The sequence below is a fragment of the Micromonospora sp. NBC_01655 genome, from assembly GCF_026339755.1.
In the GTDB taxonomy this organism is placed as follows: Bacteria; Actinomycetota; Actinomycetes; order Mycobacteriales; family Micromonosporaceae; genus Micromonospora.
Map to the genome: position 1 here is coordinate 6902284 of NZ_JAPEQF010000001.1, position 16233 is coordinate 6918516.

Consider the following 16233-nt stretch of genomic DNA (forward strand, 5'->3'; position numbering starts at 1 on the left):
TTCCTCGATCCGGCGCGGCTCGGGCTCAGCCCACTTGCCCCGCGCGGCGCCGCCCCACCGGCCCGTCATCGGGGCAGCCGCTCCCGCACCCGGAGTGGGAGGGCCTCCAGGCCCCGACTGAGCGAGCTGTCGGCGAGCCAGGCGACCTCCTTCACCGGCACCGCGAGTTCGAGCCGCGGCAGGCGGCGCAGCAGCGTGGAGAAGGCGATCTCGCCCTGGAGCCGGGCCAACGGGGCGCCGATGCAGAAGTGCGCGCCATGGCCGAAGGACAGATGCCGGTTCGGTGACCGGGTGATGTCGAACCGTTCCGGGTCGTCGTACACCTCGGGGTCGTGGCCCGCGCCGGACAGCGACAGGTGCACGAAGCTCCCCTTGGGTATGTCCACCCCGCCGAGCCGCATGTCCTCCGCCGCGACCCGCAGCGAGGCCCAGGCGGCCGACCCCTCGTAGCGCAGGATCTCCTCGATCGCCGAGGGAATCAGGGCGGGGTCGGCGCGGAGCATCGCGAGCTGGTCGGGATGGCGGAGCAGCAGCAGCGTCCCGTTCCCCACCATGTTGGCGACCGTCTTGTGCCCGGCGATGATCAGAAGGAGGATCGTCGACAGCAGCTCCCGCTCGCTGAGCGCGTCCGCGTCCCGGGCCCTGATGAGCTCGCTCAGCAGGTCACTGCCCAGCTGGGCGCGTCGCTCGGCCACCAGCTTGGTGAAGTAGTCCCCGAACTCCTCGCTCGCCGCCTTCAGTTCCGTCTCCGCATGCTGCAACGGATCCTGGCTGAGGACGTAGCTCCACCGCTGGAACAGCGGCCGGTCCTCGACCGGTATCCCGAGGTACTCGCAGATGACGATGAGCGGCAGCGGCAGCGCGAAGGCGGTCACCAGGTCGATCTCGCCGCCTTCCGGAAAGGCGTCGATGAGGTCGTCGACGACGTCCTGGATGCGCGGGCGGAGTTGGGCGACCGTGCCCGGCAGGAACGCACGGCTGATGGGCTTCTTCAGCCGGGTGTGCTTGGGCGGGTCGGCGAACCCCAGGTTGCCGACCACCAGGAGGCTGTTGGTCACGGCCTTGTCCCGATACGCGGCGGGCAGGTTCTCGACCTGTTTGGACAGGCGCGAGTCGCCGAACGCCTCCTCGACGACCCGGTTCGCGAGGACCGCGTATGCCTCGGCGCCGGGCGGAACGTCGATCCGGTGGACGGGGCAGTTGGACCTGAGTTCCGCTGTTGCCGCATGCGGGGTCGGCCCGGGGTTGGTGAAGTATTCCGTGGGCAACACGTCCGACATCGTGACTCCTAGGATCGCACCGTTGCGCTGCCACCCGCTACCGCCGGGATTATCCAGATGAGGTCGTCTTCCTCGACCTTCGTGTCCAGGTCGTCGAGGCTCCTGATGTCGTTGTCATTCAGGTAGACATTGACGTAGCGCTTCATGGCTCCGTTCTGGTCCACGAGTCGCTCAAGGACGCCGGGAACGGCCCGATCGAGGCCGGTGAGCACCTCGCGAATGGTGTCGCCCTCGACGGACAACTGCCTCCGCCCGCCGGTCAACGCATGGAAGGCCGCAGGTAGCTTGACGGTCACGACAGGCGCCGGCAGGCCCCTGCCGGCATCGGGGGGAAAGTCGGGCATATCTCATTTTCTCCTTAGCGAGACCTTTGATTCCGGCTGCTCGGCACGGCACCGTCGCTAAGGCGGCAATTCCACGTTGATCTCGTCGTAGATCGCCGACGGGATCCGTATCTCCAGCGGCTCGCACTGTTGCGGCCCGGGCCGCCATCCCGCCACCCGGTGGATCAGCACGTCACCGCTCGCGCGGATGTACCAGATCACGTTCACCGGCCAGCACGACTGGCGGAAGAGGAACTCGTCCATCCGCGTCGGGTTCTCGCTGAGCTGTTGGTACCGCTCGTGCGGCGGACCGATCTCGTGCCAGTTCGGGTGCGAGTGCACCGACCCCATGAGTTCCAGGCCATTGGCGGACTGCTGCTTGATGGCCCGCAGCACGCCCTTGTCGTCGCACCAGAACCCCCGCCCCGCGTTCCGGTAGACGTCGCCGAACCGCGGGGCGATCTTCCCCTCGAATTCCGCCATGACGCTCTCGTCGCTCCCGCGAACGTTCGGCACGAACTCGATGTCGATGATCGTTATCTCGGCGCCGTCCGACCGCCCGAACAGCAGCGCCGACGCGCGCGGCGGGTGGTGGGGTACGCCGTCGGCGTCACGGCTCTCCAGACACTGTTGGTACTCCTGCACGGCGTTCTCGACGAAGCGTCTGGCGGGTTCGAGTTCGAACCGGGCGGCCTCCGGCAGGTCGCCGAACAGGCGGGCGCCGTCCGCGCCGCCGGCCGAATCGGTACCCGTGGCAGCGGTCACGGGCCGAGCGCTCTCCTTGGCTTCCACTTGCGCTGCCACCTCCGATCACCGTCATGGCTGTACGGTTCACGTCTTGTTGTCCGGCTTCTTTCCGGCCGAGGCCAAGGTGCCCCCCAGGAGGGCCGCGCCCAGGGGCCACGAGCGCATGTGCACCGGAAGCGTCACGCAGTGGTCCCCGAGGCGCAGGACCAGCCCGTCGCCCACCAGGTCCCGCGCGGCGGCGGCGTGTCCCGGGTTCCGGGTCACCTCGGCCCACGCGCATCCCTCCAGGCCCCGGACGAAGACGTCGACCATGGCGGGGTCGTCCAGGACGACCCGGCGGCCGGATTCGGGCCGCTGATCGACGACGGACAGGAATCCCGGGCCCCGGCGGAAGTAGAGGAGGCCGAAGTTGCCGGTGGACCGCCACGGGCCGACCGCCGAAGCCTCCCGTCCCCGCACGGTCATCCGGTCGGGGGCCGGCAGATGATCGAGCCGCGGGATCAGGTCGAGTTGTTCCGCGCCCAGGATCAGCGACCATGTCACCCGGGCGCCGATCGAGGAACACTCGCGGAGCAACGCGATGATTCGCACGATCGCGTGCCCGGGTAGTGCGCAGAGGTCGACGGGCTCCGCCAGCCGTACCCCGGCGACGGGCACCCGGGGCAGGAGCGCCGCCAGCTCGGTGGCGGCGGGTAGTTCGGCCCAGTCGGACCCGAGGGTCAGCGTCGAACTGGCGGGCCGGGCCCCGGCCGGTACGCGCCCCCCGTCCGAGGCTCGCGCCCTGAGTTCACCAATGTCCATCAATGCGCTCATCGTGACGCCGCGACCTCCCTGCCGTCGACCAGCTTCCGGCGGTACGGGTCGACGTCGAGGGCGACGCTCACGTAGCGCTCCTCGTCCTCGAAGGCCAGGCCGCGATCGACGAAGTACCGGAGCATCCGGTCGATCTCGCCCTCCCCGACGGCGTGCCCGCTCTCGGCCAGGCGCCGGCGGATGCCCTCGCGGCCGGCGACCTGGAACATGCCGAGGTACACGTTGCTCTGGACGTCGTCCAGCTCGATCACTTCCTCGGGCCAGCTGGCCCGGCGGTCCTCGATGGTCACCCGGCCGCGTTCGTCGGCCCAGTAGGAGAGGTTGCTCCCCGGGTACGCCCTGGCCCACTCCTCGACCCCCTGCTTCAGCTCGTCCTCCAGGGGCCCCACGATCCCCTGGCTGCGGCTGTCGAAGAGGTAGACGAGGTCGTACAGCTCGTCGCGCGGGACCTGGTAGATGAAGTCGTATATCTCGGCCGGGCGGCGGAACATGAATCCCTGGGTGGGATCCTCGAAGTAGGGACTGAACCGCTCCAACGCTATTCGCCAGGCCCCCGTCGGCGGCTGGAGGTGTTCGAGCGCGGCGAATTTCTTGAGCAGCCCACGGTAGTCCTCCTCGGTCTCGCCGGGAAAACCGTAGAGGATGTTCCACGTAACGTTGAGGCCGAGATCCTGCCCGTCCCGCAGCATCCGCACGTTGTGCGCGGCGCTGACGCCCTTGTCCATGAGGCGCAGCACGTGACTGCTCAGGCTCTCGATGCCGGGCTGGACGTAGAGCACGTTCGCCTTTTTCAGGCTACTGAGCTGCTCCCGCGTCATGTTGGACTTGATCTCGTAATGGATTCGCAGGTCGCAGTCGAGCGCGGCCATCGTCGGCATGGCCGTGCTGAGGTACTTCATGTCGAGGATGTTGTCCACCATGATGAGGTCGAGAACCCGGTACCGCTCGGCCAGGCCCACCACCTCGTCGGCGATGCGTTCGGGGGCCTTGCTCCGGAAATCGATGTTCGATCCGTTCAGGCCGCAGAAGGTGCATTGGTGGACTTCCCCCCACCAGCAGCCGCGCGAGGTCTCCAGCACCACCATCGGGCGGACGTAATGCTGGAAGAGTGAGTTTTCCAGCGCCCGGAAGTAGCTGTCGTAATCGGGCGCGGGCACCATGGCGAACGGCAGCGCCGATTTGGCCGGCGGATTCACCACCGTCCGCCCCTCGTTCCGCCAGCTGAGCCCCGGGACGTCGGCGACGCCCGCGCCCGCGGCGATGCGGTTCAGCAGCGCGGGCAGGGAGCGCTCGCCCTCGCCGCTCAGCACGAAGTCGAACTGCTCGAAGTTCCGGTGCAGGGCCGGGCCCTGCAGCCCGTCGCAGTTGCTGCCGCCGATCACCGTCCGGATGCCCGGCACGAGCCTCTTCAGCTCCCTGGCCAGCGCGAGGGACGGCACGTTCTGCATGAAGGTGCTCGTGAACCCCACCACGTCGGGCGGGTCGGCGGCGATCTCGGCCGCGAGGCCCCGGACGAATCCCCGGGCGTACCTCTGCATCTCGACGGGGACCAGGGGGTCCACGCCGCGCTGCCGGAGGAACTCGGCGAACTCGTCGGCCTGGTAGCTGTCGACGTCGTACAGCGCCGGGGTGAAGACCCAGTCGCCGACACCGTGGAAGACCTGATCCGCGACATTCCCATAGTCCGTCGACGTGATCGCGCCATTGCTCTCACGGATCAGGTGTTCGGCCCACCGGAGGTTGGCGTACAACTCGTCGATCGCCCAGTCGGCGGCGTGCCTTCGGACGCACGGCCCCAGTATTCCCAGGGCACTGGACGGGGTGTCGAGTCCCTGCCACGGCATGGCGACCATCAGGAGTTTCACGGAATTCCCACCCTAAGATAGTCGTCGATATAGGAAGACGCGTAGGGTTGATCGGAGGTGCGGCTTCACTCCCGAGAATTCAGAGCTCGGGCCTCGCTTCAAAGACCCTCGCCTCGGCGGCGGCGAACTGCGAGGGTGCACCACCCTCGGCCCACTCGGTGAGCGACAGGGGGAATGCTAACCGTGCTCGCTAGATCAATACAAGGGACAGTTGAGTGGTCGTTCAGGCTCGGTCGCACGCGGCGGATCCGAAGTCGGCGCTTCCGCCGGCCGGCCGCGTTCCTGGACGGCGTACGACCGGATCGGCCGGACCGGACCGACCGCACCGAACGGCATGATCGGCGCACGGGACGGCGGGGTGGAACAGTGGCAGCGGGAAGCGGTCCAGGCTGATAGGAAATCGCGCGGATTCGCGGCCAACGGCGGATGAGCTATTGATCAGCGACAATTGCCCACGGTCCTCCGCGACGCTTTCGACCGGGAGTGGGCCCGGCGGCCGGCCCCGCCGCCCGTTCCATGCCACGTCGACCACCGACGCGTGGCCGGTGGCGACCCCGCGCTCCCCTGCCGAGGATCTCGCGCAGGTCGTGGGTGGTGGTGCGACCGCCGACGCCGGCATCGGTGCGGGCCTGAGGCCAGGCGGTCAGGCGGGGTGCGAGTGTCAGCGGGCGTCGGACAGGGCGGACGGGTAGGCGCGGCGATCGGTCACGACAGGTCCGCCGGCTGGGCGGACGCCATGTCCGTCGATAACATGACGAAGGCGGACCAGACCCAATCTATGGGATGAAAAGCCGATCATGGACGAGCAGGCGCACCGAGTATCGGTGGACCCTCGACAGGGCGCCGCTTCGGAGTACGTGACCCACGTCACGGTGGCGGAGGAAACCGTGGGCGAGGAGGTGTCGTCTTGCTGGTGGTGAGACGAAGCCTGGACGCGGCCGACGAGGACGAACTCGTGCGCCGCACCGCCGACGGCGATCGGCGCGCATTCGACGAGCTGTACCGGCGTACGTCGCCGTGGCTGCTTGCCCGGTTGCGCCGCCGGTGTGCCGACGACGACGTGGTCGCCGACGTGATGCAGGAGACCTACCTGGCTGTCTGGCGGGCTGCGGGTAGCTTCGCCGGGTCGGCGACGTCGGGCAGCGCGGTCGGCTGGCTGTGGACCATCGCCGCCCATCGCCTCGTCGACGCGTTCCGCCGGAGGGCCCGGCAGAACCAGGTACCGGCGGTACCTCTCGCCGAGACGGTCGCCCCCACCGCCGAGGAGGAAGTCATGGCGGGGCGGGTCGGCCAGGAGCTGGAACAGGCCCTGCTTATGCTGCCGCCCGAGGCGCGGCAGGTCCTGCGGGCGATGGTTCTCGACGGGCTCTCGGTACGGGAGACCTCCCTGCTGCTGGGTGTCCCGGAGAACACGGTGAAGTCGCGGGCCCGGCGGGCCCGGATCGCTCTTCGGGAGGCGCTGTCATGACCACGCATCCGAGTCCCGCGGTGATCGCCCGCTACGCCGACCGGGAGGCGAGCCTCGACGAAGTCACGGTGTGGTCGGTCGAGGTGCATCTGGAGGGCTGCGCGGACTGCCGTGCCCAGGTGGCCGGCAGCACGACGGACAACTCGCGGGACCTGCTCGCCCGGGTCGCCGCCGGCGTGGACCACGACATCGCCGCCGGACCGGCTCCGGCCGGCCGCCCGAGCTGGTCGGCGGCCCGGAACCGCTGGCTGGTCTGGCATTCGGCGCCGTGGCTCATCATGACGGTGGCGGTTCTGGGCTGTGCGGTCCTGCTCGACGCACTGCAGTCCAGCATTCCGTCGGTGGTGTCGCTGCTGGCTCCGGTGGCGCCGCTTCCGGGGGTGGCGATCGCGTGGAGCCGGCGCCACGATCCGGCCTGGGAACTGGTCGCCGGCACGCCGGCGGCCGGATTGGCGATGCTGCTGCGACGTACGGCTGGGGTGCTCGCCGTGGTCGTGCCGGCGCTCGCGTTGGCGAGTACCCGTACCGGAGTCTCCCTGGCCTTGACGCTGCTGCCGTGCGTGGCCTTCACCGTGGCGACCATCGCGCTGGGCGCCTTTGTCGGTGTACGCCGGGCCGCTGCCGGGCTCGGCACTGCCTGGGCGCTTGCCGTGGTGGTGCCGGCCGTGGTCACCGCCCAGTTGCCGGCGGCGCTGCAACCGGGCAGTTCCGGCGTGTGGGCGCTGCTCGCCCTGGCGCTGGCCGGTTTGGCCGCGACTCGGGCCGACGACTTCCGCCGGCTGACCAGCCACAACTGACCTGTCGGGCACCGCCCGTCTTCGAAAGGACTGATGATGCGTACGGTGAGCGCGGCCGAAACAGCCACCACCATCCATCCCTGGGTGGTCCATGCCGAGGGACTGCGCGTGCGGGCCGGGCGGCACCTGGCCGTCGACGGGCTCGACCTGGCCCTCGGCACCGGCGTCCACGGCCTGCTGGGGCCGAACGGGGCCGGCAAGACCACCCTGATGCGCGCGCTGGCCACGGTGGTGAAACCGGCCGGCGGGCGGCTGACGCTGCTCGGGGAGTCGGTCGACGGCCGTGCCGACCTGCGGCGGGTACGTCGCGGGCTGGGCTACCTGCCGCAGCAGTTCGGGTTCTACCCGCGCTTCACGGTGCGGGAGTTCGTCGAGTACATGGCGTGGCTCAAGGAGATGCCGAAGACCGCGGTGCCGGGCGCGGTGCAGCGGGCGATCGATCGGGTCGGCCTCGCGGCCAAGGCGGGTGCCCGGATGAAGACGCTGTCCGGCGGCATGCTGCGCCGGGCGGGCATCGCGCAGGCGATCGTCAACGATCCGGCGGTGCTGCTGCTCGACGAGCCCACCGTCGGTCTCGACCCGGAGCAGCGCCTCGACTTCCGGGAGCTGCTGCGCGACGTCGGCGTCGACAGCTGCGTCCTGGTCTCCACCCACCTGGTCGAGGACGTGGTGGCCGCGTGCACCGACGTCGTCATGATCAACGGGGGTCGGCTCGTCTACCAGGGCACCCCGAACGACCTCATCGCGCAGGGCGGACAGGGCGACGCCGGCGACAGCGCGGCCGAGCGGGGCTATTCCGCGCTGCTGCGCCGGCACCGGGCGGAGGCCGGCCGATGAGCCGCATTCTCGGTATCGAACTGCGCCGCTCCGCCGCGCTCGGAACCGCCCTGACTCTGCTGGTGGTCGGCGTCGTGCTGCTCTTCTTCGCCGAAGGGATCGGCTTCGCGACCGGATGGATGCAGCTCGCCATGACGCAGCGGCTCTATCTGGCGGTGCTGTGGCCACTGGCGCTGGCTGCCGGCGCCTGGCAGGCACGCCGCGAGCACCGGTCGAACGTGGCGGAACTGTTCGCCAGCACCCCTCGCTCGGTGGCGCAACGGACGGCACCGACACTCGGTGCAATGGCTGTCGCGGTGGTCTGCGGATACCTGGCGATGGGTCTGGCCGGGGGCCTGTGGATCATCGGCACCGCCGAGTACCTGCCGGTGTCGGTCTTCGTCGTCATGGCCGTCGGCGGCCTGGCGCTGATCGCGGCAGCCTGGCTCGGCCTGGCGGTCGGCCGCCTGCTGCCGTCGCCGGCGACCGCTCCGGCGTTCGGCGTGGCAGGCATGGCGCTGCTGCTGCTCATTCCCGCCGCGACCCGTCCCAAGGGATGGCTGGCCCTGGTGTTCTCGCCGATCTACGAGATGAACAAGCCGGGTGCCTACTCGACCGTGCCCGGCCGGGTCAGCGTCGCCCAGGCCATCTGGCTGACCGCTCTCGCCGTCTGCGCCGTGCTGCTGTTCGCGTCCAGCGGTTGGCGAATCCGCGTGGCGGCGCTGCTGCCGGTGGTGGCCGGCGCCGCACTGGCGATCACGGTCATGCCCCACCAGAACAGGTTCGTCCTCGACGCGATCGACCCGGTGGCGCAGGAACTGGTGTGCGCCGAGGACGAACCGCGGGTGTGCGTCAGCCGGGTCCATTCCGGACTGCTGTCCGAGGTAGCCCCGCGGGCCCGGGAAGGTCTGGCGATACTGGCGAAGCTGCCGGACGCGCCAACCCGGGTGCACGAGGACACCACCACGTACTTCCCCGACGTCTACCCGCGGTGGAACAAGGATGTCGTCCTGCTCCGCATCGAGGCCGGCCCCAACGGTCACCTCGACAACGAGGCCGGTGTGCCGGCGGGCGTGGTGTCCGGGGCGTTCACCGGCCCACCTGGATGCGAGAACTCCGCCAGCCTGGCGGAGACACTGGCAGCCGCCCACTGGCTGATCGGACGCGAGCCGGTGGCCGACGACAGCTACGACCCCGCGGACATCGCCGAAGCCGTGCAGCTCTGGCGCGACCTGCGAAGACTGCCCGCCGGCGAGGCGGACGCCCGGGTCAGAGCACTGCGCCAGGCCGCGGTGACCTGCTCGGTCGGCGACGGACTGCTCTCCCGGAGCACGCGATGAGGTGGCTGACGCTGTACCAGCGCTCCCGACGTGCCCCGATGGCGCTGGCCGCGGCCGGCGGCTGTGCGGCGCTGATGTGGTCACTGTGGTCCGTGTTCTCCGACAGCCGCAACGTAGACGTACTGATGGTCGTCCTGACGGTCCTGCTGCTGGTCGCCGCCCTGACCGCCACGCTCGGCGGCCCCGACGACGCCATCGAGAGGGCGGCCGGGTTGCCTTGGCCGCCGCGACGGGTCGCGCATCTGCTGGTGGCGTTCCTGGTCGTAGTGGTGTTGCCGCTGGCCACGCTGGCGACCGGGGCCCGCTTCGGCCCTGCCTGGCTGGTGGTGCGCGACGCGGCCGGGCTGCTCGGACTGACCGCCCTGGGCGCCGCGACGATCGGCACCGCCCGGGCGTGGTTCCTGCCGCTGGGCTGGACGCTGGCCGCGATCCTGTTCCCTCGGTCGGAACCGATCGGGCAAATCCTGACGTGGCAGGCGCAGCCTCCGGGGAGTACCGCTGCGGCCGTGACGGCAGGGCTGCTCGCGCTCGGTGGGCTCATCGCGTACGCGGCGGCCGGGCCGGCTCCGCGCGCGCCCGCCGAAGCCGCCCAGCAATGACCTGGCGCCCCGCCGCCAACTGCGCGATCCCGACCCGGTTGCCAATGGGTTGATTCCGTGACAGAGGCGGAACATCCCCCACGCCGGCGCGGGGCCATACGGCGACGGTATGGGGGAATCGGTATGGAGCACTGCCCCCGCGCTTCTTCCCAGGCTCCCCACGCCGGACGATGATCTCGACATCGATAGATGCGAATGCATCTCGGATTGGGGAGGTCAAACTTGAGATCAGCCCTTGCGCTGGCCGGCGTCACCATGCTGGTCGGCAGCAGTCTCGTGGTCACCGCCACGAGTGCGTCCGCCGCCCCGCCACCCACGCCGGGCCCCGCGCTGGTCACCGCCGCCGACGCGGCACTGAAGGACAACGCCCGGACCGTCAAGGCCTCGGCGAAGGACCGGTACGCCGTCCACAGCAGCAAGCGGGACGCGAACGGCGGCGGCGTGGTCCGCTACACCCGCACGTACGACGGGCTCCGCGTCTACGGCGGGGACTTCGTCATTCGCACCGAGGCCGACGGCGACTTCGCCGGCAGCTCGGTCGGCCTGGCGGCCCCGCTGAGTCTCGGCACCACCCCGAAGGTCAGCGCCGAACGGGCCCGGAAGGCGGCAACCGCCGAGTTCTCCGGCAAGGTCACCGCCACCGGCCAGGCGGAACTGTTCGTCGACGCCAGCAGCGGGACCGGGCGGCTGGCCTGGGAGACCGTGGTCACCGGCTGGGCGCCGGACGGGCAGACCCCGTCGAAGCTGCACGTCATCAGCGACGCGCTGACCGGCGCGCTGATCGGCTCGTACGACGAGATCGAGTCGGTCACCGGCAGCGGCACGGGCATCTACACCGGCGCGGTCAGCGTCGACACCACGCTCTCCGGCAGCACGTACCAGATGATCGACCCGGTGCGCGGCAACGGCTCGACCTGTGACATGAACAACGGCACGTCGACCTGCACCACGTTCACCGACGCCGACAACGTCTGGGGCACCGGCGCCAACACCAACCGGCAGTCCGCCGCCGTCGACGCCCACTTCGGCGCCGCCAAGACGTTCGACTACTTCAAGAACGTGCACGGCCGCAACGGCATCTTCGGCAACGGCACCGGCGTGCCGTCGCGGGTGCACTACGGCAACGCCTACGTCAACGCCTTCTGGGACGGCGCGCAGATGACCTACGGCGACGGCGCGGGCAACGCCAAGCCGCTCGTCTCGCTCGACGTGGCCGGCCACGAGATGTCCCACGGCGTCACCGCCAACGTCGTTCCCGGCGGCCTGACCTACTCCGGCGAGTCCGGCGGCCTCAACGAGGCCACCAGCGACATCTTCGGCAACATGGTCGAGTTCTACGCCAACGCGCCGAGCGACCCGGGCGACTACCAGGTCGGCGAGAAGATCGACATCAACGGCAACAACACCCCGCTGCGCTACATGTACGACCCGACGCTGGACAGCAGGTCGCACGGCTGCTGGTCGACCGGCACCAACGGCATCGACGTGCACTACTCCTCGGGCGTGGCCAACCACTTCTTCTTCAACCTGGCCGAGGGCACCGGCGCCACCGCGTACGGCACCTCGCCGCTCTGCGGCACCGCTGCCCCGATGACCGGGATCGGCCGGGCGAAGGCGGAGAAGATCTGGTTCCGCGCCCTGGACGTGTACTTCGTCTCGAACACCCGCTACGTGAACACCGCCCAGCCGACGAACACCGCGCGGCTGCACACCCTGTCGGCCGCCACCGACCTGTACGGCCTCTGCAGCACCGAGTACAAGGCGGTGATGGCCGCCTGGACCGCGGTGAACGTGGTTGGCTCCGAGTCCTGTGCCGCCAACGACTTCTCCGTCTCGGTCGCCCCGGCGGCGCTGACGATCGACCCGGGCGCCTCGGCCACCGCCACGGTCAGCACCGCGGTCATCCGCGGCACGGCCGAGCAGGTGACCTTCTCGACCGGCCCGCTGCCGGCGGGCGTGACCGTCTCGTTCAACCCGCCGTCGGTCACCGCCGGTGGGTCGACCACGCTCACGGTCAGTGCCTCCGCCACGGCCGGCAGCGGTTCCTCCGCGATCACCGTGGTCGGCACCTCCCCCTCGATCGCCCGCACGAGCACCCTGAACCTGACGGTGAACGGGCTGCCGGGCTGCTCCGGCACGAACGGGACCGACGTGACGATCCCCGACAACACGACGGTGGAGAGCGCGATCGTGATCAGCGGCTGCGCGGCGACCCCCTCCACCGCGAGCAAGGTCGAGGTGCACATCGTGCACACCTACATCGGTGACCTCGTGGTCAGCCTCGTCGCACCTGACGGCAGCGCGTACGTGCTGCACAACCGCTCCGGCAGCAGCACCGACAACATCGACCAGACCTACACCGTGAACCTCTCCACGGAGACCGCGAACGGGACCTGGCGGTTGCGGGTCCAGGACGCGGCCAGCCTCGACACCGGCTACCTCAACGGCTGGACCCTGAACCTCTGACCGTACCGCCGTGAGGGCGGGCCACCCTGGTCGTCCAGGGTGGCCCGCTCCGCGTTCAGTCCCGGGCCGGCGTCACCCCCGACCTGCCCGAACAGGGCCTCGACCCGATCGCCGAGTACCCGGCCCGCCGGGATCGCCCGTTCCCGCAGGACGACAGGCGGTGGGCGAGGATCCGGCGACCCCGCTGGGCGGCCCGGCAGCGATCCGATTGGTGGAGCGGGTCTGGATCCACGGACGGCAGAGCCGGCCGGTACGGCCGGAAGGGATGTCGATCGGTCGGGTTTCCGACCGGCCCAAGTACACAAAGGACGATGACCTCCTACGGTGGCTTCCGGCACGCCACGGAATGGACGCCGCCGGGAATCGACCCGGCGGCGCGATTCAGGCGTTTTACAGGGGGTTGTCTCGATGCACGTTCGGAGCCGCGTCGTCGCGGGTCTGGTTGCCGGGGCTGTTCTGTTGACAGGCCAACCGGCGGCTGCGGGCACTGTGCCGGGCGGGACCGCCGACGATGTCGCGAGCACCGCCGCTCGCACCGTCGTGAGAACAGTCGGCGGCGCTGCGACGCGCACGGCCGCGACGCAACCGGCCCCGGGGCACACCGGGCTGGTTCCCAGCACGCCGCGCAATGACGTACCGAGGATCACCGACGGTGAGATCACGGACATCGAGGTGATCGGCAACCGGGTCTTCATCGCCGGCTCCTTCACCGCGATCGCCAACGTCGGCGCGACGCCGCTCGCGCAGCCGGCGCTGGCCTCGTACAACATCGACACGGGCCAGATCGACACCGGCTTCCGGCCGACGTTCGACGGATCGGTGGAGGCGGTCGAAGCCTCGCCGGACGGCTCGTCGCTCTATGTCGCCGGCTCGTTCAACACGGTCGGTGGCCTGACGAAGCGCAAGATCGTGCGGCTCGACCCGGTCACCGGCGCTCCGATCGCGGCGTTCACCGCCCAGGGGAACGGGCGCGCGACCGCGCTGGCCGTGAGCGACACCGCCGTGTACGTGGGCGGCCAGTTCACGAAGATCAACAGCGTGACCCGCAACGGGCTGGCCGCGCTCAACCCGACCACGGGGGCGGTGGACAGCGGGTTCAACCTGCCCCTGTCCGGCGGCATCGGCGTCGGCGGCATGCTCACCGTGCAGCAGCTCAAGCTGACGCACGACAGCAGCAGCCTGCTGGTCGTGCACACCGGTCGCCAGATCGCCGGCCAGGACCGCTACGGCGTCGGCCTCGTCGACACCGCCACCAGGGCCCTCCTGCCGTGGCGCACGCGACTGTGGGAGGACAACCTCTCCTTCGTCGGCGGCATCCAGCGGGTCTTCGCCGGTGACGTCGCGCCGGACGACTCCTACTTCGTCGTCACCAGCGGCTCGGGCGGCGACCGGCCGCCGATCAACGACACCGCGATCGCGTTCCCGGTGACCGGCGCCGACCACGTCGAGCCGATCTGGGTGTCCCGGCACTTCGACAGCATCTACTCGGTCGCCATCACCGAGACGGCCGTGTACGTCGGCGGACACTTCAGCTGGCAGGAGTCGCCGACCTCCAACGTCCCGTGGCCCGGCCTGGACAACGTCGGGTACGGCACGGGCCAGGGCCTGAGCGGCTACGGTCTCGGCGACCAGGTGGTCCGCCGTGACCACCTCGGCGCGCTCGACCCGGCCACGGGCACGGCGATCGAGTGGAACCCGGGTTCCAGCTCGTACGAGGGGGAGAAGGCCCTCCTCGCCACCCCGCGGGGTCTCTTCGCCGGTGGCGACGGCAACAACAAGGGCGGCCTGCCGGTGGGGCGGGTCGGGTTCTTCGACCTCACCCGGGCACCGGCACCCTCGCCGGTCGACACGACGATCGCCACGCCCATCGAGGGGGCGGTCGAGCAGGCCAACACGCCGTTCGCGCTCGGCGGGCAGGCGACCTCCCCGGCCGGCGTCACCAAGGTCGGGATCGAGATCCAGAACCGGGGTTCCAAGAAGTACCTACAGGACGACCTCACGACGTGGGGTGCCGCCAACAGCATCAACGCGACGGTCGCGGCGGTGAACACCGCCTCGACCTCGTGGTCCCTTCCGGTGTCGCTGCCCGTCGGCGAATACCAGGTCCAGGCGAAGACGTTCGGCAACAGCGGCGAGAGCGATGCCTCGAAGGCCGTCAAGAAGATCGAGACCTTCAGCTTCGACGACCTGCCGCCGACGACGAAGATCACCTCGCCGCCCGCCGGCCTGGTCGCCGCTCAGAGCTTCGTCGCGACCGGCACCGCCAGCGACGACAAGGGCGTCAGCGCGATGACGTACTCGTTCCGCAGGTCGGACAACCAGTACCTCCAGGACGACGGGACGGCCGCACCGGTCTACAACACGTTCCGCGGCGAGCCGGACGTCATCGGCGCGCTGTCGACCACCTGGCAGGTCGAGGTGGTCCTACCCACCGAGGGCGAGTGGAAGATGACGGCCACCGCCATCGACACCGCCGGTCAGAGCGACCTGCGCGGCGACAGCCGGGACTGGATCATCTCGGCGACGGGTGCCGCGCCGACGGTGGCCGTCAGCGCCCCCGTGCCGATGACGCCGCCCACCGCCGCCGCGCCGATCACCGTCGCACCGGGCGGCTCGATCACGTTCTCGGGGACCGCCAGCGACGACGGCACCCTCAAGTCGGTCGAGATCTACCTGCGCAACAACACCACCCGCGAGGCGCTGGCCGCCGACGGCACGTGGGGCGCCGACTCGATCGCGGCCTACCACCGGGTCTCACCGACGAACCTGAACGCCGCGTCGTACAACTGGTCCTACACCACCGTGCCGCTCACGCCCGGGGTGTACGACTTCCGGGTACGGGCCACCGACAACCTGGGCCTGAGCACGGCGACCGCCAACCTGGGCCGGCTCACCGTCACCGCCCAGGTGCCCGGTGACGCCTTCCCGAACGGCCTGTTGAGTTTCACCGGTGTCGACCAGAACGTCGAGCAACTGCACCTCGACCTGGCCGGCACCGCGACCGACGACAAGGGCGTGCAGAGCGTGCGGGTGGCGCTGCGCGACCTGGACACCGGCCGGTACGTGCAGCCGAACGGCACCATGGCGGCGAGCTTCGCCACGGTGAACGCCACCCTCGCCTCGCCCGGCGCGACGATCAGCACCTTCGCCCTGTCGATCGACCTGCCGACCAAGGGTGAGTACAGCGTCGAGGCGTGGGCCGTCGACACGGCGGGCCAGCAGGACGGCTCGACCTCCGGCGCCACCGCCCGGTACCTCGTGTATCCGGGCGACCTCGACCCACGGCTGGAACCGAGCCTCACCCCGCAGGACGGCGAGGTCTACCCCGACTCGCGGATCGTGGTCACCGGACGTGCCGTGGACGACGTCGGGATGCTTCGGGTGGAGGTCCAGATCGTCAACAGCGCGGGCAAGGGGATGAACGCCTCCGGCGTGTTCGGCAGCACGAACGCCCCCTGGATCTCGGTCTTCCTCACCAGCCCGGGTTCCCCGGGGTCGAACTTCGCGTACACGTCACCGGTGATCCCGGCGGGTGCCTACACCGTCTCGGTCCGGGGGACCGACAACTACGGTCAGCTGCAACAACCGCCGAAGACCGTCTCCGTGACCGTCAGCTGAGTCCGATCGGCCGCGGACCGATCTGCTGCGGGACAGCGCTTTCCGCTCCCACGGCAGATCGGTCCGCGGCCTCGTACCGTCGACGCGCTCCCGGGCGGGGC

The 16233-nt window shown here is 70.1% G+C and carries 12 protein-coding genes and 1 pseudogene; 7 read left to right on the top strand and 6 right to left on the bottom strand.

Features of this window, described 5'->3' with window-relative positions; translation table 11 throughout:
• Positions 1–65: 65 nt before the first annotated feature.
• The 6 genes and pseudogenes from OOK41_RS30470 to OOK41_RS31995 form a co-directional block, all read right to left on the bottom strand.
• Positions 66–1280 (bottom strand): cytochrome P450, encoded by a 1215-nt coding sequence (locus OOK41_RS30470; RefSeq protein WP_266267560.1) that lies wholly within the window; start codon positions 1278–1280, stop codon positions 66–68.
• An 8-nt stretch (positions 1281–1288) separates the two neighbouring features.
• Positions 1289–1624: a MoaD/ThiS family protein gene (locus tag OOK41_RS30475; RefSeq protein WP_266267561.1), complete on the bottom strand. Its 336-nt coding sequence runs from the start codon at positions 1622–1624 to the stop codon at positions 1289–1291.
• A 57-nt stretch (positions 1625–1681) separates the two neighbouring features.
• A complete protein-coding gene (locus OOK41_RS30480; RefSeq protein WP_266267562.1) occupies positions 1682–2395 on the bottom strand; it encodes a hypothetical protein in 714 nt (237 codons plus the stop codon).
• A gap of 39 nt (positions 2396–2434) precedes the next feature.
• A complete protein-coding gene (locus tag OOK41_RS30485) occupies positions 2435–3151 on the bottom strand; it encodes a DUF5825 family protein (protein WP_117668702.1) in 717 nt (238 codons plus the stop codon).
• Positions 3152–3159: 8 nt separating this feature from the next.
• Positions 3160–5028, bottom strand: coding sequence for a RiPP maturation radical SAM C-methyltransferase (locus OOK41_RS30490; protein ID WP_117668701.1), 1869 nt, complete (start codon positions 5026–5028; stop codon positions 3160–3162).
• A 572-nt stretch (positions 5029–5600) separates the two neighbouring features.
• Positions 5601–5737: pseudogene (locus OOK41_RS31995) on the bottom strand (IS5/IS1182 family transposase); the annotation flags it as partial.
• A 207-nt stretch (positions 5738–5944) separates the two neighbouring features.
• Between OOK41_RS31995 and OOK41_RS30495 the strand changes: the two are divergent.
• The 7 genes from OOK41_RS30495 to OOK41_RS30525 all read left to right on the top strand — a co-directional run bounded on the left by OOK41_RS30495 (position 5945) and on the right by OOK41_RS30525 (position 16132).
• The gene (locus tag OOK41_RS30495) at positions 5945–6496 is read left to right on the top strand and encodes an RNA polymerase sigma factor (protein WP_207892747.1); all 552 of its coding nucleotides are present in this window, start codon (positions 5945–5947) and stop codon (positions 6494–6496) included.
• Positions 6493–7293 carry a zf-HC2 domain-containing protein gene (locus OOK41_RS30500; protein WP_266267563.1) on the top strand — a complete coding sequence of 267 codons (801 nt, stop codon included), beginning with the start codon at positions 6493–6495 and terminating at the stop codon, positions 7291–7293. Before OOK41_RS30495 ends, OOK41_RS30500 begins: the two co-directional genes overlap by 4 nt.
• 36 nt (positions 7294–7329) lie before the next feature.
• Positions 7330–8130 carry an ATP-binding cassette domain-containing protein gene (locus OOK41_RS30505; protein ID WP_117668699.1) on the top strand — a complete coding sequence of 267 codons (801 nt, stop codon included), beginning with the start codon at positions 7330–7332 and terminating at the stop codon, positions 8128–8130.
• Positions 8127–9449 (top strand): hypothetical protein, encoded by a 1323-nt coding sequence (locus OOK41_RS30510; protein WP_266267564.1) that lies wholly within the window; start codon positions 8127–8129, stop codon positions 9447–9449. Before OOK41_RS30505 ends, OOK41_RS30510 begins: the two co-directional genes overlap by 4 nt.
• Before the next feature lie 38 nt (positions 9450–9487).
• The gene (locus OOK41_RS30515) at positions 9488–10048 is read left to right on the top strand and encodes a hypothetical protein (RefSeq protein WP_266267565.1); all 561 of its coding nucleotides are present in this window, start codon (positions 9488–9490) and stop codon (positions 10046–10048) included.
• A 222-nt stretch (positions 10049–10270) separates the two neighbouring features.
• Positions 10271–12514 carry a M4 family metallopeptidase gene (locus tag OOK41_RS30520; protein ID WP_266267566.1) on the top strand — a complete coding sequence of 748 codons (2244 nt, stop codon included), beginning with the start codon at positions 10271–10273 and terminating at the stop codon, positions 12512–12514.
• Between the two features lie 672 nt (positions 12515–13186).
• A complete protein-coding gene (locus tag OOK41_RS30525; protein ID WP_266267567.1) occupies positions 13187–16132 on the top strand; it encodes an Ig-like domain-containing protein in 2946 nt (981 codons plus the stop codon).
• Positions 16133–16233 lie beyond the last annotated feature (101 nt).

What these genes read in the sequence shown, in the direction of transcription:
- OOK41_RS30470 (WP_266267560.1), bottom strand. Translation starts at nt 1,280, where the DNA reads ATGTCGGACGTGTTGCCCACGGAATACTTCACCAACCCCGGGCCGACC.
- OOK41_RS30475 (WP_266267561.1), bottom strand. Translation starts at nt 1,624, where the DNA reads ATGCCCGACTTTCCCCCCGATGCCGGCAGGGGCCTGCCGGCGCCTGTC.
- OOK41_RS30485 (WP_117668702.1), bottom strand. Translation starts at nt 3,151, where the DNA reads ATGGACATTGGTGAACTCAGGGCGCGAGCCTCGGACGGGGGGCGCGTA.
- OOK41_RS30500 (WP_266267563.1), top strand. Translation starts at nt 6,493, where the DNA reads ATGACCACGCATCCGAGTCCCGCGGTGATCGCCCGCTACGCCGACCGG.
- OOK41_RS30505 (WP_117668699.1), top strand. Translation starts at nt 7,330, where the DNA reads ATGCGTACGGTGAGCGCGGCCGAAACAGCCACCACCATCCATCCCTGG.
- OOK41_RS30510 (WP_266267564.1), top strand. Translation starts at nt 8,127, where the DNA reads ATGAGCCGCATTCTCGGTATCGAACTGCGCCGCTCCGCCGCGCTCGGA.
- OOK41_RS30515 (WP_266267565.1), top strand. Translation starts at nt 9,488, where the DNA reads ATGGCGCTGGCCGCGGCCGGCGGCTGTGCGGCGCTGATGTGGTCACTG.